The organism is Streptomyces sp. NPDC088766 (assembly GCF_044750845.1).
GTDB lineage: Bacteria > Actinomycetota > Actinomycetes > Streptomycetales > Streptomycetaceae > Streptomyces.
In genome coordinates, this window is sequence record NZ_JBIVKQ010000019.1 from 130,872 (window position 1) to 148,175 (window position 17,304).

The following is a 17,304-nucleotide window of genomic DNA, read 5'->3' on the forward strand; positions in this document are numbered from 1 at the left end:
CGCTGGGCGGGGGGGGGGGGGGGGGCCCCGCCCCCCCCCCCCCCCCCGCCCCCCCGGGGGGGGGGGCCCCCCCCCCGGGGGGCCCCCCCGCCCCCCCCCCCGCCGGGGCCCCGCCCCTCTCGTTGCGTTCCTCAGGACAGCTGGCCGTCGTAGTCCGGCAGCTTGAAGGTCTTCTCGGCGTGGCCGCCCGACAGGTCGGTGGCGCTGTTGCCGATGTTCGCGATGATCGTGTAGCCCTTGGACTCGATGTCGACGCGCTGGGCGGTCTTGTAGGCGCCGACGTCCTTGAAGAGGTCGAACAGGCCGCGGACGTAGAGGCCGGAGACCTTGTAGCCGACGTGCTTCAGGTTGTAGTCGGTCACGCCCGAGATGATGCCGGGGCGCGCGGTGACGAAGAACAGGGAGACGCCGTGCTCCTGGGCGTACTTGGCGACGTCGAGGACCGGCTTGTTGGCCGGCTGCGGGTAGCTGAAGCCGAAGTCGGTCTCCAGAGCGGTGTTGTCGATGTCGAGGACGACAGCCTGCTTCTCGCCCGGCTCGACGGCGGCGATGCGCTGCTTCAGGTACGGCAGGGCCTGGTTCATCACCGCCAGGCAGTCCGCCTGCCAGGTGTCGTAGCCGACCTCGGCCTGCGCCGCGGCGGTGGTGGTGGCGACGGAGGTGGTGCCGGTGGCCGTCGCTGCCTGGGCGCCGGCCGGGACGGCCATCGCGGAGATGGCGGCTGTCGCCACGGCGGTCATGCCGATACGGCGCGTCCAGGTGCCTCTGGTCATGGTGTGGGGGTCCTCTCGCGTCCAAGCGCTGCGGGTGTCGTGGGCATGCTCATCGGTGGGGATGGCCTGAGGGGAACCAGCGGGTTACTGGACGGTAGAGGGACCTGAGAGGCCCGTCACACCCTCGTGCATGCTTCGTGACGGGGGTCACAAGTGCCCCTGCGGGTGGGGGAGTAGCCGCCGTCACATTCCGAAGTGCCGTACGGCTGGCGGCCGGTGATGTGCCGCACAGGAGCTACGTCACGTACTACGCGGAATAGTGCTGACCTCTATTGGGGCGAAAGGGGCATATCACCCGGCGGCGGGTTCACTCGGCAGGCCTGCCGCGTGGAACAGGGGCCTATGTCGGGTGAAGGGTGGACTGTCAAGAAGTGTTCCGTTTTGGCGGTAAGTACTAGTTTCCGTCGTAGATCACGCGTTTGGGGCATTCCGGGGCCGCGGGTTACCAAGGGATGGCCATCCGGCGGACGTCCGTACGTCGGGTGGTTCTCTCTGTCCCCGGCACCATGAGGTTTCGATGTTCCAGCGCGTCATGTTCCGTTCTTCCCGTACGCCCCAGCTCCGCACCCGCGTGGCCGTCGGCGCCGCCGCTCTCGGCGCCACGGTCGTGCTGGGCAGCGGAGTGGCGTCCGCGGTCACGCCCCAGGCCAAGACGGCGGCGCCCGCGGCCGCGGCCGCGGTGTCGGCGGCCAAGAAGTCCTCGGCGGCCACCTGGGTCGACCCGGTGAAGAAGTACAAGCTGTCCGCCAGCTTCGCCCAGGCCGGCGGCATGTGGGCCTCCAAGCACAGCGGCCAGGACTTCGCCGTGGCGAGCGGCACCAAGGTCTTCGCCGCCCACGGCGGCAAGGTCGTCAAGGCCGGCGGCAACGGCGCCGGTGACGGTCCCGCCTACGGCAACGCCATCGTCATCAAGCACGCCAACGGCGTGTACTCCCAGTACGCCCACCTCTCGAAGATCAACGTGAAGGTCGGCCAGATCGTCAAGACCGGCCAGCGCATAGCCCTGTCGGGCAACACCGGCAACTCCAGCGGCCCGCACCTGCACTTCGAGATCCGGACCACCGCCAACTACGGTTCGGCGGTCGACCCGGTGAAGTTCCTGCGCGGCAAGGGCGTGACCCTCTGACGACGGTGATCGACGGCCCTCGTCAGGACGGCTGCGAGCCCTGATGGGCCTGGGTGATCAGATCGACGGCGACCTCGAGGACGGCTTCGCGCTTCTCCTCGGGGTCGCCTTCGAGGTCCTGCAGGAAGAACATCCCGGCGTGCAGGGTGAAGATGGCGCTGACGCAGCGGACCTGGTCGGCGAGCGGGGCGTCCCGGTCGATGACGATGTCGCGCAGCCCGCGCATCCGGTCCTTGAAGGACTCGCCGATCTGGAGTTCGCGGACCGTCGCCTGGTTCTCCTGCATGAAGCGGAAGAACGGGGTCGCCTCGCTGAGCGCCTGGCTGTAGCGCCGTAGGAGTTCCTGCTTGGTCTCCAGGGTGTGCGGCCGGCTGCGGCCCCACTCGACCAGGTCCTCGATCGGCTTCGTCAGATCCGTGAAGATGCTGACGATGATCTCTTCCTTGGTCTTGAAGTGGTAGTACAGGGCCGCCTTGGTGACCTGGAGATGCTCCGCGATCTCGCGGAGCGAGGTCTTCTCGTAGCCCTGCTCGGCGAAGAGTTCCAGCGCCACGTCCTGGATGCGCTGGCGCGTGTTGCCGCGGCGTCGCTGCTTGGTGCCGTCCATGGTGACGTCCATCCTCGTACTCCTCGCGTCGCCGCGAAACCGGCAGCCGGAAGGTAAGAGGCGCTTACCTTCCACTCAGGTTGAAACTTACTTGACGCCCGGCTAGTTGCGGGTCTACTTTCCCAGTGTAGTGAACTAGCCGGGCGGCAAGTAAGTGGCTGCCCTGGGGGAGTGGGATGACGATGGCGGACACCCGAACCGTTGAGCCGGACGCCGGCGCGCAGGAGAAGAAACAGCAGAGCGTGCGGGTCGTGATCCTCGCACTGATGATCACCATGATGCTCGCGATGCTCGACAACATGATCGTCGGCACCGCGATGCCCACGATCGTCGGCGACCTCGGCGGCCTCGAACACCTGTCATGGGTGGTGACCTCGTACACCCTCGCCACCGCCGCCTCCACCCCGATCTGGGGCAAGCTCGGCGACATGTACGGCCGCAAGGGCGCCTTCCTCAGCTCCATCGTCATCTTCCTGGCCGGGTCGGCACTGAGCGGCATGGCCCAGGACATGGGCCAGCTGATCGGCTTCCGCGCGGTGCAGGGGCTGGGCGCCGGCGGTCTGATGGTCGGCGTCATGGCGATCATCGGCGACCTCGTACCGCCGCGGGAGCGCGGCAAGTACCAGGGCATGATGGCCGCCGTGATGGCGATAGCGATGATCGGCGGACCGCTGGTCGGCGGCACCATCACCGACCACTGGGGCTGGCGCTGGGCCTTCTACATCAACCTGCCGCTCGGCGTGGTGGCCCTCGGCCTGATCACCGCCGTCCTGCACCTGCCGAAGAAGCGGTCCCAGGCCCGCATCGACTATCTGGGCGCCGGGCTGCTCACCGTCGGCATCACCTCCATCGTGCTCGTCACCACCTGGGGCGGCACCGAGTACGCCTGGTCCTCCGCGCGGATCATGGAGCTGATCGGCATCGGTGTCGCGGCGCTCGTCGGGTTCGTGTTCTGGCAGACCAGGGCCGTGGAGCCGATCCTGCCGCTGCACATCTTCCGCAGCCGCAACTTCACGCTGATGTCGGTGATCGGCTTCATCACCGGCTTCGTGATGTTCGGTGCCACCCTCTTCCTGCCGCTCTACCAGCAGGCGGTGCAGGGCGCCTCGGCGACCAACTCCGGCCTGCTGCTCCTGCCGATGCTCGGCGCGATGCTCGTGACCTCGATGGTCGCCGGCCGGATCACCACCAGCAGCGGCCGCTACAAGGTCTTCCCGGTCCTCGGCGGCGCGCTGATGATCGTCGGCCTGTACCTGCTCTCGACGATGGACACCGGCACCTCCCGGTTCACCTCCGGTGTGTTCATGGCCGTCGTGGGCCTCGGCATGGGCTGCCTGATGCAGATCACCATGCTGGTCGCGCAGAACAGCGTCGAGATGAAGGACATGGGTGTCGCGTCCTCCTCGGCCACCCTCTTCCGTACGCTCGGCTCCTCCTTCGGCGTCGCGATCATGGGCGCGCTGTTCAACAGCCGGGTCCAGGACGCCATGTCCGAGCGGGCCGGCGCACTGGGCTCCAAGATCACCGAGCAGTCCGCGCAACTGGACGCCGCCGGCCTCGCGAAGCTCCCGGCCCCGGTGCGGGAGGCCTACCAGTACGCGGTCTCCGACGGCACCCACGCGGCGTTCGTCCTCGGAGCCGTCGTGGCCGTGGTCGCGCTGGTGGCGGCCGTGTTCGTCAAGGAGGTCCCCCTCCGTGGAGCCGGACCGAAGACGGAGGGCGCCACGGACGAGACCACCGCCCCCGAGATGCCGGTGGTCGAGCCCGTCTGACCCGCCCGGAGGGACTGCCGCCGCCTGTCTGAGAGCGGTGGCGGTCCCGCGTCGCCGTAGAAGCTCTGTGAGAGGCCCCCGGCCGGTGTCCGCCCGGGGGCCTGCCGCGTGGGGCGATCGATGCGTCCGACCGGCACGCCGCACCACGAGGGCACCTGCTCCTACCAGCCCGCGCCTGCCCTCACGGCAGCATCGGATAGCTTCCCGTGTTCGTCGGGGCGTGTTCCGGCAGCCACAGGACGGCCACCGCGCCCTCGGACGGTATGTGCGCCGGTGCCCCCGCCGGCCGTACGTTGCGGAAGGTCAGCCGGGCGCCCAGGACGCGCGCTTGTCCTGCCGCGATGGTGAGGCCCAGGCCGTGGCCGCGGCCTGCCCGGTCGCTGCTCCCGGTGCGGAAGCGGCTCGGGCCCTCCGCGAGCAGGTCCTGGGGAAACCCGGGACCGTGGTCGCGGACCCGGATGACCCGGCCCTCGACGGTGACCTGGACCGGCGGCTTGCCGTGCCGGCCGGCGTTGGTGAGCAGGTTGAACAACACGCGCTCCAGGCGCCGGGGGTCGGTGGTGACCATGGACTCGTGCACCACCCGCACCTCGGCCTGCGGGTCCTTGGCCGCCACCCGCCGGGTGACGAATTCGCCCAGCAGGATGTCCTGCAACTCGGCGCGCTCGGAGGCGCCGTCGAGGCGGGCCACCTCCAGGACGTCCTCGACGAGTGTGCGCATGGCCTTCGCCCGGTCCAAGACCAGTTCGGTGGGCCGGCCCGGAGGCAGCAGCTCGGCGGCCGTCAGCAGCCCGGTCACCGGTGTGCGCAGCTCGTGCGCGATGTCGGCGGTGACCCGGCGCTCGGCCTCCAGCCGCTGCTGGAGGGCGTCCGCCATGGCGTCCACGGCGGACGCCAGGTCGTCGGTCTCGTCGCGCACGACCCCGCCGATGGCGTCCCGCACCCGCACCTCCGTCTCGCCCTTGGCGACCTGGTTCGCCGCGGCTGCCGCCTTGCGCAGCCTGCGCGACAGCTGTCCGCCGATCAGCACCCCGAGCGCGCTGCCGCCGAGGACGACCGCGATGGAGCCGATCACCAGGGCCTGGTCGAGGTCGTACAGGATGTCCGTGCTGCGGTCGGTGAAGCCGGTGTGCAGGGAGAGCACATGGCCGTCCTTCAGGGGCACGGCCGCCCAGATGTCGGGCGCCCCGCCGCCGTGGTCGGAGACGAACGTGGCCCGGCGCCCCTCCTCGACCTTGAACCTCAGCTCCGACGGCAGGTCCTGGTCGTCGATCTTGATGTTGGGGAAATTCGGGCGCCCGGACAGCTCGTAGTTGCGCTGGGCGATCTGGACGCGCTCGTCGGCGAGGTCGCGTGCGTTGTCCAGCATGGAGACCCGGGCGGCGTTGTGGACGACGAGGCTGAGCACGATCGCCACCAGCGCCCCGACCAGCGCGATGGCCGCGCTCAGCTTCCACCGCAGGCCGGTGTGGATGCCCGTGCGCTCGGCGCGGGCCGGAACCAGGTGCCGCAACATCCCCCGCATACCCCTGTCCGCTCAGGCCTTCAGTTTGTAGCCGAAGCCGCGGACCGTCTCGATCCGGTCCTGGCCGATCTTCGTCCGCAGCCGCTGCACGTGGACGTCGACGACGCGGGTGTCTCCGCCCCAGCCGTAGTCCCACACCCGCTCCAGCAACTTGTCCCGCGAGAGGACCGTGCCCGGGGCGGAGGAGAACTCCAGCAGGAGGCGCATCTCGGTCGGGGTGAGCGCGACCGGCTGCCCGGCCCGGCGGACCTCCATGCCCTCGGTGTCGATCTCCAGGGCCCCGAAGGTCAGCACGCCCCCGGTGGCGGAGGAATCCGCCTCGCCCCGGTCGGGCCCGCCCGCGTGCCCGAACCGGCGCAGCACCGCGCGGATGCGGGCGACCAGGACGGCGCCGTCGAACGGCTTGGTCACATAGTCGTCGGCGCCCGCCTCGAGGCCGAGCACGACGTCGATGGAATCGGCGCGCGCGGAGAGCATGATCACCGGCACGGTGGACTCGTCCCGGATACGCCGGCACAGGCTCACACCGTCCAGTCCGGGCACCATCACGTCCAGCAGGGCGATGTCGGGGCGGTCCGCCCGGAACGCCTCCAGGCCGGACAGGCCGTCGGGCATCGCGGTGACCACGAAGCCGTCCCGCTCCAGGGCCAGCTGGGTGGCCTCGCGGATGACGTCGTCGTCCTCGACGAACAGGACGTGGGTCTGGTCTGCCATCCCGGTGCTCTCAGTCCTCGGTGTGTCGTGGGTGTGCGGTGGTGGGCGCCCGCAGGTCCGTTCTGTCTGTCGGTCCGCTGTCAGGTCGGCCGTCCCTAGGAGGGACGCCCGGAGCGCCTGGTGCGTTCACTGGTTCATCGGTCCGGGAGGCCCGAACGGTTCACGCCGCAGAGGATTTTTTTTCCGCGGAGGCACGGCGGTACGGGCGTTCGACGTCGGTGTGCGGAGCCCGTCAGCCGCTCTCCGGCACCGGCGTCGCACCGTCCCCGCCGACGACGCTGCTGTAGTCGTTGTGCCAGCTGTACTCCTTGACGAAGCGGCCCGAGGCCGTCCAGCGGTACGTGATCACGTTCTCGCCGGAGGGGCTGGAGACGGGGTCGCCCTTCTCGTACACCTGCTTGGTCACCACCAGGTCGCCGCGGTCTATCTCGGCGTAGACCGGGGGCTCCTCGGTCTTGAACACGTTCTCGTACCGGCCGCTCGTCCGGCGGTACACGTACGACCCGACGCCGACCGCGTCACCGCACGTCAGCACGTTGACGACGACATCGCTCTCGGCGCCGCCGGTGAGATCGCCGAAGGAGACGTCGACCGGGTACTCGTCGCCGACGCACGGTTTCAGCTCACGCTTGACCTCCTCCGACACCTCGGGGTCGTCCATGACGAGCCGGACGGCGTCGGTGCGGTCGGGGGCTTCGGTGGGGGCACTCGACGGGGTGGCGGTGGCGCCGGCGACCGCTTCGGCGTGCGCCGGGCCCTCGTCACGGGCGCCGGTGCCGCCGGTGGCGCACGAGGACAGGAAAAGGCCGACGGCGGCGAGCACGGCCAGCGCCGTGGTCACCGCCTGGAAGGTGCCTCGGGCCGGTGAGGACCCGGCCTCGGTCAGGCCGCCGTGCAACGCTCCCGCTCCTCACGCTCCAGCGCGCGTGCGTCCAGATCGCGGGCTTCCAGCTCCTCGCGGAGCCGGGCGAGCGCCCGGTGCAGCGTGCTCTTGACCGTACCGGCCGACATGCCGAGGGCGGCGGCCGTCTCCTCCGTGGACATCTGCTCCCAGTGTCGCAGTACGACGACACTGCGCTGCTTCGGAGCGAGCACCTTCATGGCGTCCATCAGCAGGGCACGGTCCGCGTGCTGCTCGGTGGAGTCCTCCACGCTGGCGTCCGGCAACTGCTCGGTGGGCACTTCCTCCAGCTTGCGGGCGCGCCACCACTCGGTCCGCGTGTTGATCATGACCCGGCGCAGGTAGGCGTCCGCCAGCCGTTTGTCCGCGATGCCGTCCCAACGGCCGTACGTACGTGCCAGCGCGGTCTGGAGCAGGTCCTGGGCGTCCACCGGGTCCGGGACCAGGCGACGGGCACTGCGCAGCAGCGCGTCCTGCCGGGTGCGGACGTACTCCTCGAACTCGAGCACCTCTCCCTGCGCCATGATCAACCGCCTCCGTATCCCCGTCCCGGCTGGCTGTGGTCCGCCGGTTTCCCGCTCGTGGTCTGTGGCCCTCGTGTCGCTGCCGGGCACACGAAGGAAGCTACGGAGCTGTTGTCACGGCACTGTCCGAGGCAGCCTGCGGCTAGCAGTCGGCTGTCCGTCGGTTGTGTAACGAAGCCGGGTCAGGGGTAAGGAGGAAAGCCGAATGCGGCCGGTTCGAGATGATTCGCCCGCCGGTCGACCGTGACAGAAGCCCGCCCAGGGGCCTCGGGCCGCCGGGCGTCTGTGAACTGACTGGGCGTCAGGTGAGCGGCAGCCGGTACAGGCCGTCCGGCAGAGGTTCCACCAGGCCGTCCGCGACGAGGCCGTCCAGCGCACGCGCGCGTTGCACCGGCTCGTGCCACACCCGGTCGAGCTCCGCCTGCGGCACGGGCGTGTGGGCTTCCCTCAGTACGGCGAGCAGCTTGCCGCGCACCTGCCGGTCCGTACCGGCGTACGTCTGACCGCGGCGTGCCGGACCGTCGTGCTCCGGCTTGCCCGCCAGCCGCCAGGCGCACTGGGCGGCGATCGGGCAGCGGTGGCAGCTCTCGTTCCGCGCCGTGCACACGAGGGCGCCCAGCTCCATGGACGCGGCCGCCCAGCGCGCGGCGGTCCTCTCGTCCTCGGGCAGCAGGGCGCGCGCCAGTCTGCGTTCGGCGGCCGTGGTGGCGTTCGGCGGGTACTGCACCCCCGTGACCGCGCGCGCGAACACCCGGCGGACATTGGTGTCCAGGACGGCGTGCCGCTGTCCGTACGCGAAGGAGGCGACGGCGGCGGCCGTGTACTCGCCGATGCCGGGCAGCGCCAGCAGTTGCGCGTGGTCCGCCGGTACGTCGCCGTCGTGCCGTTCCGTTATGGCCACCGCGGCGCCGTGCAGCCGCAGGGCGCGGCGCGGGTAGCCGAGCCGGCCCCAGGCGCGGACGGCCTCGCCGGGGGACTCGGCGGCCAGGTCTGCGGGGCGAGGCCAGCGGGCGAGCCACTGCTCGTAGACCGGCAGCACACGGCTGACCGGCGTCTGCTGGAGCATGAACTCGCTGACCATCACTCCCCAGGCGCCGGCCTCGGGGCGCCGCCAGGGCAGGTCGCGGGCGTGGTCGTCGAACCAGTCGATGACGGGGGAGTGCAGGCGCGCGCCGGAGGCCGGCGCGGCCGCCGTCGGGTCGGTCTTGGCCGGGCGCGGCCGCTCTCCGGGGGGCGGTTCGCAGACGGTGTCGGCGGGGCTGCTGTGCGGGGGCTTCGTGGGCGCAGTCATGGCCCTTCCGATCCTGCCATGCGCGCAGGGGCACGCGCGCGTACCGCCACCAGTGGGCGGGGCGCGCGAGGCGTCCGCGCGCGTGCGGCACCGGGCGGGGCGCGCGAGGCGTCCGCGCGCGTGCGGCACGGGCGCGGCCGCAGCCGCGAGGGGCGCGGGAGCGCAGGCGCGCGCCGTCACGCTCCGTGCGCGTCGCACGGCTCCGGTGTCACGTCCCGCCACCGGGACGGGTCCGCGAGGACTCAAGTCGGCGGCGGAGCAGCCCTGTCCGGAATGATGATCCGGAAAAGTTGTGGCCCGGGCGGCGGGTGGCGCCGGACAACGCAAGGATCTCTCGTACAGTTTGCGCCGTGGGATCTCTGCGCAATCCGGTCGGGCCGCTTCCCTCCTCCATCTACTGGCGACGGAGGGGCGTACTGCTGTCCGTGCTCGCCCTGTTGGCGTTGCTGGTCACCTGGGTGGTCAGCTCGGGCGGAGGTGGCGGCAAGAACGGGGCGGACGGCTCCAACGGCAAGAATCCCGCGTCCTCCATCACGCCGGGCCCGTCCGGGTCCGGGCCCGCGATCAGTCAGAACCCCGGCGGACGCGACGAGTCGGGCGACGAGGACTCCGGCGGTTCGGGTTCCGGTTCTGGTTCCGGTTCCGGTTCGGGCTCGGGCGACGGTGCCGGGTCCGGCGGTGCGGACACGGGCGGCGCCGGCTCGGCGGGATCCGCCGGTTCGGACGACGGCGCCAACGGCAGCGGGTCGGGCACGACTCTGCCGGCCGGTACGACACTGCCCAACTGCACCGCCAGCGTGGTCACGTTGAGCCTGCGCAGCGTCCGCAACACCTACTCGCCGGACCAGACGCCCACGTTCCGGCTGACGGCGAAGAACTCCTCCGGAAGCGACTGCAAGGTCGATCTCGGTCCGAAGAAGGCGGTGCTGGCGATCACTCGGGCCGGCGGTGCCGACGACTACTGGTCGTCCGCCGACTGCCCGAAGGGGGCCACGAGCCTTCTGTACCGGGTGCCGGCCGGGGGCAGCTTCACGTACACCGTGACCTGGGACCGCAAGCCGAGTGCGCCGGAGTGCGCGACGCCTCCGGCGGGGGTGGCCGGGGCCGGGACGTACCTGGTGGAGGCGAAGGCGCCCGGCTTCACGAAGGCGCAGACCTCCTTCGTGCTGGAGCAGGACTGAGGCAGGGCCGCCCGGCCGTCGCTCCTCACTCGGGGCGCGGTCGGGCCCGCGCACGCGACACCGACACCGGCACCGAGAGCTCACAGGCATCGCCGGTCTCAGAGCTGCCGTAGGTCCCAGAGGCACCGTCGGCCTCAGGAGCCACCGGTCTCAGACGTACCTCTCCAGGATCGACGACTCCGCCAGGCGGGACAGGCCTTCGCGCACGCTGCGCGCCCGTGCCTCGCCCACGCCGTCGACCGTCTGAAGGTCGTCGACGCTCGCCGCCAGGAGCTTCTGGAGACCGCCGAAGTGCTCCACCAGGCGGTCGATGATCGCGCCGGGGAGGCGGGGAACCTTGGCCAGCAGGCGGAACCCGCGCGGGGAGACCGCCGAGTCGAGGGCCTCGGGGGAGCCGGTGTAGCCCAACGCGCGCGCCACCGTGGACATCTCGAGAAGCTCCGCGTGGCTGAGCGCGTCCAGCTCGTGCAGTGCCTCGTCGACCGTGCGGGAGCGTTTGGCGGTGGGCTCCGGAACGTAGTCCCGGACCACCAGTTCACGCTCCGGCTCCACGCCCGCGATCAACTCGTCGAGCTGGAGCGCGAGAAGACGGCCGTCGGTGCCCAGTTCGACCACGTATTCGGCGATTTCGGTCGCGATGCGGCGCACCATCTCCAGGCGCTGCGCCACCGCCGAGACGTCCCGGACCGTCACCAGGTCCTCGATCTCCAGCGCTGACAACGTTCCCGCGACCTCGTCCAGGCGGAGCTTGTAGCGCTCCAGGGTCGCGAGCGCCTGGTTCGCGCGGGACAGGATCGCCGCGGAGTCCTCCAGGACGCGGCGCTGGCCGCCGACGTAGAGCGCGATCAGGCGCATGGACTGGGAGACCGAGACGATGGGGAAGCCGACCTGCTTGCTGACGCGGTCCGCCGTGCGGTGACGGGTGCCGGTCTCCTCCGTGGGGATGGTGGGGTCCGGCACGAGCTGTACGCCGGCCCGCAGGATCTTGGACAGGTCGGAGGAGACCACGATGCCGCCGTCGAGCTTGCACAGCTCGCGCAGGCGTGTGGCCGTGAACTCGACATCCAGGACGAATCCGCCCGTGCACATCGTCTCGACCGTCTTGTCGGAGCCGAGCACGATGAGTCCGCCGGTGTTGCCGCGGAGCACTCTTTCCAGGCCGTCGCGCAGGGCCGTGCCGGGAGCCACCGCGCTCAGCGCGGCACGCATCAGGCCGTCGGCACCGGAACTCCCACCGGACTTTCCGGGAGCTGCCGCCCGGTCGTTGGCTGCCACTGCACTCCTCCGGTCACAGGTTCTGGGGTGCTCCCGTTTCGCGCACTCGGTTCGTACGGACGGGCGAGACCTGGGCAAAGTCTACCGGCGCTCCTCCGCCTCCCGCGGGGCCTCTCGCTGACGGGAGCGCGGCAGCACCCGCAGGGCGTCCCCCATGTTCGCGACTTCCAGGACCTTCATGCCCGCGGGGATCTTGCCGGGATCGCCCGGTACGAGCGCGTGGGTGAAGCCCAGGCGGTGCGCCTCGGCGAGCCTGCGCTGCACGCCCGTGACCCGTCTGACCTCGCCCGCGAGGCCCACCTCACCGATCGCGACGAGGTTCTTGGGCAGGGGGGTGTCGCTCGCCGCGGAGGCCAGCGCGAGGGCGATCGCCAGGTCCGCCGCGGGCTCGGAGAGCTTCACACCGCCGACCGTCGCGGAGTAGATGTCCCGCTTGCCGAGCGCGCTGATCCTGCCCCGCTGTTCCAGGACCGCGAGCATCATCGAGACGCGGGAGGTCTCCAGGCCGGAGGTGGTGCGGCGGGGCGAGGGGATCTGCGAATCGACGGTGAGCGCCTGCACCTCGGCGACCAGGGGGCGGCGGCCCTCCAGGGTGACCGTCAGGCAGGTGCCGGGGACCGGTTCGTCACGACGGGTCAGGAAAAGTCCACTGGGGTCGGCAAGGCCCGTGATGCCCTCGTCGTGCAGTTCGAAGCAGCCGACCTCGTCGGTGGCGCCGTAGCGGTTCTTGACGCCCCGCACCAGACGCAGGCGCGCGTGCCGGTCGCCCTCGAAGGACAGGACGACGTCCACGAGGTGTTCGAGGAGGCGCGGGCCGGCGATCGCGCCGTCCTTGGTGACATGGCCCACCAGCAGCGTGGACATGCCGCGCTCCTTCGAGGCGCGGATCAGTGCGCCCGCGACCTCGCGGACCTGGGCCATGCCGCCGGGGGCGCCGTCGATCTCCGGGGAGGCCACCGTCTGCACCGAGTCGACGATCAGCAGGGACGGCTTCACGGCGTCCAAGTGGCCCAGGACGGCGGCCAGGTCGGTCTCCGCAGCGAGATACAGGTGGTCGTCGATGGCGCCGATGCGGTCGGCCCGCAGCCGGACCTGGCTCGCCGACTCCTCGCCCGTGACGTACAGCGTGCGGTGCTCGTCGCTCGCGGACTTGGCGGCCACGTCGAGCAGGAGCGTGGACTTGCCGACGCCCGGCTCGCCGGCCAGCAGGACGACGGCGCCGGGGACCAGCCCGCCGCCCAGTACGCGGTCCAGCTCGGGGACGCCGGTGGGGCGTGCGGTGGCCTGACGGCCGTCGACCTGGCCGATCGGCAGGGCGGAGGTGGTGACGCGGCCGGGCGCCGTCGTGCGGACCGCGGGCGCGCCGTACTCCTCGACCGTGCCCCAGGCCTGGCATTCGGGGCAGCGGCCGAGCCACTTCGCCGTCTGCCACCCGCACTCGGTGCAGCGGTACGACGGACGGTCCTTGGTGGTCTTCGTGCGGGCAGCCATGGGGAAACCGTAACCGCCGGGTCCGACAACGCGAGAAGCCTGTGCATGAGGCGGGCCCGCCGGGGCAGACGGGACCCGAGGCGGCGTCCACCGCTCCCACCCCCCCCGGGGCGGCGGACACCGGACGAGGTGTGCCCGGCCGTCCCCCCTCGGCCGGGCCACCTCACCCCCTGTGAATCGGCCAGCCTCGTCGCGAATGAGCCACTCGAGCCCCTGTTCCTGTCCCCTTATGAGGGATCGTTTCACCCGTACGGATTAAAAGGGCTCAAGCGGGCAGAAGAGGTCGTTCCGCGACGCCTACGGTCGCACGGGTGATGAGCAGCAGCCCGGAAACCTCGATCCGCACGACCGGCGCACACCGGGCGCACAGGGAGGCGCGCGACCGCGCTGCGGCGCGCGCGGCGGCGCAGCGCCCATCCGCGCGCTACGAGCCCTACCTCGACGGCCTGTTCACCTACTGTCTGTCCGTCCTGTGCGACCACGACACCGCCACGGCGGCCCTCGGTGACGTCCTGGCGTTCGCCGAGCGGCGCGGACAACGGGTCCCGGGCGCCGCCGGCGACCGCAGGGCCTGGCTCTACGCACTGGCCCGCTGGGCCTGCCTGCGCAAGCTCGCCGAGGCCAAGCGGAAACGTCAGGGCACGCACGCGCCGGGCCGGCACAGCACCCACCGGCAGAGCGGCGCCGAGCCCGCCATCGAGCCCGTGCCCGACGACCTCCAGGAGCGACGGCGCCGCGAACTGGCCCTGCTCGCCTGGCCGGAGGCCGCAGGCACCAGCCCGGAACAGCGCGAGGCGCTCGAACTCGCCGTACGGCACCACCTCGCCGCCCACGAGGTGGCGGCCGTTCTCGGCATGGAGGTCGCCGCGGCCCGCGAACTGCTCGCCTCCGCCGCCTGCGAGGTCGAACGCACCCGGGCGGCCCTGGCCGTCGTCGAGACCGGCGGCTGCCCCGGCGTGGCCCGCCTCACCGGCGACCACCAGCTCGTGCTCAGTGCCGCGCTGCGCCGCGAACTCGTCCGGCACGTCGACGACTGCCCCCGCTGCCGCCGCGCGGCGGAGTGCGCGGTCCCCGGCCGCTGGCCCGGCGCCGGCGTCACACCCGCCGAACTGCCGGTTCTGGAGGCGCCCCGAGCCGCCCTGCACACCGTCCTGACACACCTGCCACGCGCGCGGGGTGCCGCCGCGCCGCGCTTCGACCGGCGCGGCTTCCCGATGGACCCCAAGGACCGCGCCGCCCGGCGGGACCGCATCCGCGCGCGTGCCGTCACCACGACGGTCGTCGCCACCGTCGTCGCCGCGCCCGTGCTCGCCCTGTGGGCTGCCTACCGGGGCACACCGACCGCCGACTCCGACGGCCGCTCGCCCGCCGCCAGCGAGGCCCAGGGCCCCGACGGCCTCGACGGAGACGGGCCGGGCGGCTACCAGAACGCCGGCAACGCCAGCACCCGGCCCGGCTCCCGCCTCCCCGGGGCCGGCGAGCCCGACGTCTCCGTGGAGGTCGTCAGCGTTTCCGGACTCGGTGACAAGGGCCCGGGACACCTGTCCGTCACGGCCGGGAACAGCGGCGCCACCACCCTGATCACCCTGACCGCGGCACACGACGCGGACGGGCCGGTCCACTGGTCGGCGACCACCGGCGCCTCCTGGCTCCGCCTGAGCCGCACCGCGGGAACCCTCCGACCCGGCGAATCGATCACGGTCAAGGTGTACGTCGACCACCTGCGCGAGCCCACCGGGCCCTGGCACGCGCGCGTGGCGGTCTCGCCGGCCGGTGCCGTCGTCTCCATCGAGGGCCACGGCGCCGCACCCACCCCCTCGGACCCCCGCCCCACACCGAGCGGACCACCCCCCTCGTCCGACCCGGAGCCGACCCCGACGACCCCGCCCACCACCGGTCCCACGCCGAGCGACCCGCCGACCTCCGCCGATCCCGAGCCCACGCCCACCGACCCGTCCCCCTCCGACCCGGGCGGCCCGACCCCGCCGTCCGACGACAACGGCGACCCGAGCCCGTCGACGCCTTAGGCCCAAACGGGCCGCGACGCGGGTGCGGCCGCACGGCCGGCGAAGCGGGTCGGCCCGGCTCCAAGGAGCCGGGCCGACGGCCTCAGACGGTCGGATGCACCGGCCCCACGGAATCCCCCGGCCCCACCGGACCGACGGAATCCACGGCGGCCGGCCTTTCCGCCGCCGCATGCGGTACCGGCACCGGGTCTGCCGGGTGCGGGGCCAGCAACGGCAACTGCGAGGCGAGCCGCTGCTCGCACAGCTCGACCAGACGGTCGTAGCCGGCCTTGCCCATCAGCTCGATCAGTTCCGGCCGGTAGGAGACGTACACCGGGTCGCCCGCACCGTGCGCCGAGGTGGCCGACGTGCACCACCAGTGCAGGTCGTGTCCGCCCGGACCCCAGCCGCGCCGGTCGTACTCACCGATCGACACCTGGAGCACGCGTGTGTCGTCGGGCCGGTCGATCCAGTCGTACGTCCGCCGCACCGGCAGCTGCCAGCAGACGTCCGGCTTGGTCTCCAGCGGCTCGCGGCCCTCCTTGAGGGCGAGGATGTGCAGCGAACAGCCGGCGCCGCCCGCGAAGCCCGGGCGGTTCTGGAAGATGCACGAGCCGTTGAACGGGCGGGTCTGCCGGGAACCCTCGTCGTCCTCCGAGACCCAGCCGCCGCGCACACCCTCGTCGTGGTGCTGCCAGACGTCGGGAGTGAGCCGCGCCACGTGCTCCGCCACGCGCTTCTCGTCGTCCTCGTCGGAGAAGTGCGCACCCAGCGTGCAGCAGCCGTCGTCCGCGCGGCCCGCCTGGATGCCCTGGCAGCCGCTGCCGAAGATGCAGTTCCAGCGCGAGGTCAGCCACGTCAGATCGCAGCGGAAGACCTGATCGTCGTCCGCCGGATCGGGAAACTCGACCCACGCGCGCGCGAAGTCGAGACCCTTCTCGTCGGCTTCGAGGGCCTTGCGCGACTTCTTCGGTGACCTCACCCGCGAAGAACCCGGGGAACCGGTGGCGGATCCGGCGGCCCTGTCGGCCTTGTCGGCCTTTTCGTCCTTCGCCTTTTTCGTCTTTGGCACCCGACCAGGGTAAGTCGCCCGCGCGCGGCAACGGGACCGTCTCAGGATGCGCACCAGGGGTCGAGGTCAGGACGGCTGGCAGTAGCGTGCCCTCCATGAGACTCGGTGTCCTCGACGTGGGATCGAACACGGTGCACCTGCTGGTGGTGGATGCGCATCCGGGCGCGTGCCCGCTGCCCGCCCACTCGCACAAGGCCGAACTGCGCCTTGCCGAACTCCTCGACGGCTCCGGCGCGATCGGCCGTGAGGGCGTCGACAAGCTGATCACCGTCGTCCAGGAGGCGCTCCAGGCCGCCGAGGACAAGGGCGTCGAGGACGTGCTGCCGTTCGCGACCTCCGCCGTGCGCGAGGCCGGCAACGCCGACGACGTCCTCGCGCGCGTGCAGGCCGAGACCGGTGTCCGGCTGCAGGTCCTCACCGGCGAGGAGGAGGCCCGGCTCACCTTCCTCGCGGCCCGCCGCTGGTTCGGCTGGTCGGCGGGCAAGCTGCTGGTCCTGGACATCGGCGGCGGCTCCCTGGAGATCGCCTACGGCATCGACGAAGAGCCCGACGCGGCCGTCTCCCTCCCGCTCGGCGCGGGCCGGCTCACCGCGGGCTGGCTGCCCGGGGACCCGCCGGAACCCGAGCGGATACGGGCGCTGCGACGGCACGTGCGGGCCGAGATCGCCCGGACCGTCGGGGAATTCAGCCGCATCGGCTCCCCCGACCACGTCGTCGCCACCTCCAAGACCTTCAAGCAGCTCGCTCGCCTCGCCGGCGCCGCCCCCTTCGCCGACGGCCCCTACGTCCAGCGCGAGCTGAAGCGGGAGTCCCTGGAGGCCTGGGTGCCACGCCTGGCCGGCATGACCACCGCCCAGCGCGCCGAGCTGCCGGGCGTCTCCGAGGGCCGCGCGAGCCAGCTGCTGGCGGGCGCGCTGGTCGCCGAGGGGGCGATGGACCTGTTCGGGGTGGAGTCCCTGGAGATCTGCCCGTGGGCGCTCCGGGAGGGCGTGATCCTCCGCAAGCTCGACCACATGCCCTCGCCGTAGCGCACAGCGGGGCCGAGG

At 71.9% G+C, this 17,304-nt stretch carries 15 protein-coding genes; 5 read left to right on the forward strand and 10 right to left on the reverse strand.

What is annotated here, in order from left to right:
* Positions 1–131 precede the first annotated feature (131 nt).
* The gene (locus ACIP5W_RS24900; protein ID WP_401477581.1) at positions 132–773 is read right to left on the reverse strand and encodes an HAD family acid phosphatase; all 642 of its coding nucleotides are present in this window, start codon (positions 771–773) and stop codon (positions 132–134) included.
* 517 nt (positions 774–1,290) lie between these two features.
* Between ACIP5W_RS24900 and ACIP5W_RS24905 the strand changes: the two genes are divergently transcribed.
* Positions 1,291–1,899 carry a M23 family metallopeptidase gene (locus tag ACIP5W_RS24905; protein ID WP_401477584.1) on the forward strand — a complete coding sequence of 203 codons (609 nt, stop codon included), beginning with the start codon at positions 1,291–1,293 and terminating at the stop codon, positions 1,897–1,899.
* Between the two features lie 22 nt (positions 1,900–1,921).
* Here the strand turns inward: ACIP5W_RS24905 and ACIP5W_RS24910 are convergent, their stop codons facing one another.
* Positions 1,922–2,518, reverse strand: coding sequence for a TetR/AcrR family transcriptional regulator (locus ACIP5W_RS24910; RefSeq protein WP_401477587.1), 597 nt, complete (start codon positions 2,516–2,518; stop codon positions 1,922–1,924).
* 170 nt (positions 2,519–2,688) lie between these two features.
* On the opposite strand from ACIP5W_RS24910, the gene ACIP5W_RS24915 reads away from it, so the two are divergent.
* Positions 2,689–4,278, forward strand: coding sequence for an MDR family MFS transporter (locus ACIP5W_RS24915; RefSeq protein WP_401477590.1), 1,590 nt, complete (start codon positions 2,689–2,691; stop codon positions 4,276–4,278).
* Positions 4,279–4,459: 181 nt separating this feature from the next.
* Here ACIP5W_RS24915 and cseC read toward each other — a convergent pair whose 3' ends face one another.
* From cseC to ACIP5W_RS24940, 5 genes are all read right to left on the reverse strand, one after another.
* Entirely contained in the window at positions 4,460–5,803 is a 1,344-nt protein-coding gene (gene cseC, locus ACIP5W_RS24920) for a two-component system sensor histidine kinase CseC (RefSeq protein WP_401477593.1), read from the reverse strand.
* A 12-nt stretch (positions 5,804–5,815) separates the two neighbouring features.
* A complete protein-coding gene (cseB, locus tag ACIP5W_RS24925; RefSeq protein WP_401477596.1) occupies positions 5,816–6,517 on the reverse strand; it encodes a two-component system response regulator CseB in 702 nt (233 codons plus the stop codon).
* A 232-nt stretch (positions 6,518–6,749) separates the two neighbouring features.
* Positions 6,750–7,415 (reverse strand): hypothetical protein, encoded by a 666-nt coding sequence (locus ACIP5W_RS24930; protein WP_401477599.1) that lies wholly within the window; start codon positions 7,413–7,415, stop codon positions 6,750–6,752.
* The gene (locus ACIP5W_RS24935) at positions 7,400–7,942 is read right to left on the reverse strand and encodes a SigE family RNA polymerase sigma factor (protein ID WP_401477602.1); all 543 of its coding nucleotides are present in this window, start codon (positions 7,940–7,942) and stop codon (positions 7,400–7,402) included. The genes ACIP5W_RS24930 and ACIP5W_RS24935 overlap by 16 nt, the downstream gene beginning before the upstream one ends.
* Positions 7,943–8,243: 301 nt before the next feature.
* Positions 8,244–9,233: an A/G-specific adenine glycosylase gene (locus ACIP5W_RS24940; RefSeq protein ID WP_401477605.1), complete on the reverse strand. Its 990-nt coding sequence runs from the start codon at positions 9,231–9,233 to the stop codon at positions 8,244–8,246.
* Positions 9,234–9,583: 350 nt separating this feature from the next.
* Between ACIP5W_RS24940 and ACIP5W_RS24945 the strand changes: the two genes are divergently transcribed.
* Positions 9,584–10,414, forward strand: a complete 831-nt coding sequence (locus ACIP5W_RS24945) for a hypothetical protein (RefSeq protein ID WP_401477608.1) — start codon at positions 9,584–9,586, stop codon at positions 10,412–10,414.
* Between the two features lie 150 nt (positions 10,415–10,564).
* Here ACIP5W_RS24945 and disA read toward each other — a convergent pair whose 3' ends face one another.
* Both disA and radA read right to left on the reverse strand, forming a co-directional pair.
* Entirely contained in the window at positions 10,565–11,689 is a 1,125-nt protein-coding gene (gene disA, locus ACIP5W_RS24950) for a DNA integrity scanning diadenylate cyclase DisA (protein ID WP_401477611.1), read from the reverse strand.
* An 81-nt stretch (positions 11,690–11,770) separates the two neighbouring features.
* Positions 11,771–13,180, reverse strand: a complete 1,410-nt coding sequence (gene radA / locus ACIP5W_RS24955; RefSeq protein ID WP_401477614.1) for a DNA repair protein RadA — start codon at positions 13,178–13,180, stop codon at positions 11,771–11,773.
* A gap of 311 nt (positions 13,181–13,491) precedes the next feature.
* Here radA and ACIP5W_RS24960 point away from each other — a divergent pair, with 311 nt between their 5' ends.
* Positions 13,492–15,207: a hypothetical protein gene (locus ACIP5W_RS24960; protein ID WP_401477617.1), complete on the forward strand. Its 1,716-nt coding sequence runs from the start codon at positions 13,492–13,494 to the stop codon at positions 15,205–15,207.
* 82 nt (positions 15,208–15,289) lie between these two features.
* On the opposite strand, the gene ACIP5W_RS24965 is transcribed toward ACIP5W_RS24960, so the two are convergent.
* Complete coding sequence (locus ACIP5W_RS24965; RefSeq protein ID WP_401477620.1) at positions 15,290–16,258, reverse strand: hypothetical protein; 969 nt, start codon at positions 16,256–16,258, stop codon at positions 15,290–15,292.
* A 95-nt stretch (positions 16,259–16,353) separates the two neighbouring features.
* On the opposite strand from ACIP5W_RS24965, the gene ACIP5W_RS24970 reads away from it, so the two are divergent.
* A complete protein-coding gene (locus tag ACIP5W_RS24970; RefSeq protein ID WP_401477623.1) occupies positions 16,354–17,286 on the forward strand; it encodes a Ppx/GppA family phosphatase in 933 nt (310 codons plus the stop codon).
* Positions 17,287–17,304: the final 18 nt, after the last annotated feature.

Coding starts and splice junctions, on each gene's coding strand:
- ACIP5W_RS24900 (WP_401477581.1), bottom strand. CDS start 773: ATGACCAGAGGCACCTGGACGCGCCGTATCGGCATGACCGCCGTGGCG.
- ACIP5W_RS24905 (WP_401477584.1), top strand. CDS start 1,291: ATGTTCCAGCGCGTCATGTTCCGTTCTTCCCGTACGCCCCAGCTCCGC.
- ACIP5W_RS24910 (WP_401477587.1), bottom strand. CDS start 2,518: ATGGACGTCACCATGGACGGCACCAAGCAGCGACGCCGCGGCAACACG.
- ACIP5W_RS24915 (WP_401477590.1), top strand. CDS start 2,689: ATGGCGGACACCCGAACCGTTGAGCCGGACGCCGGCGCGCAGGAGAAG.
- cseC (WP_401477593.1), bottom strand. CDS start 5,803: ATGCGGGGGATGTTGCGGCACCTGGTTCCGGCCCGCGCCGAGCGCACG.
- cseB (WP_401477596.1), bottom strand. CDS start 6,517: ATGGCAGACCAGACCCACGTCCTGTTCGTCGAGGACGACGACGTCATC.
- ACIP5W_RS24935 (WP_401477602.1), bottom strand. CDS start 7,942: ATGGCGCAGGGAGAGGTGCTCGAGTTCGAGGAGTACGTCCGCACCCGG.
- ACIP5W_RS24940 (WP_401477605.1), bottom strand. CDS start 9,233: ATGACTGCGCCCACGAAGCCCCCGCACAGCAGCCCCGCCGACACCGTC.
- radA (WP_401477614.1), bottom strand. CDS start 13,180: ATGGCTGCCCGCACGAAGACCACCAAGGACCGTCCGTCGTACCGCTGC.
- ACIP5W_RS24970 (WP_401477623.1), top strand. CDS start 16,354: ATGAGACTCGGTGTCCTCGACGTGGGATCGAACACGGTGCACCTGCTG.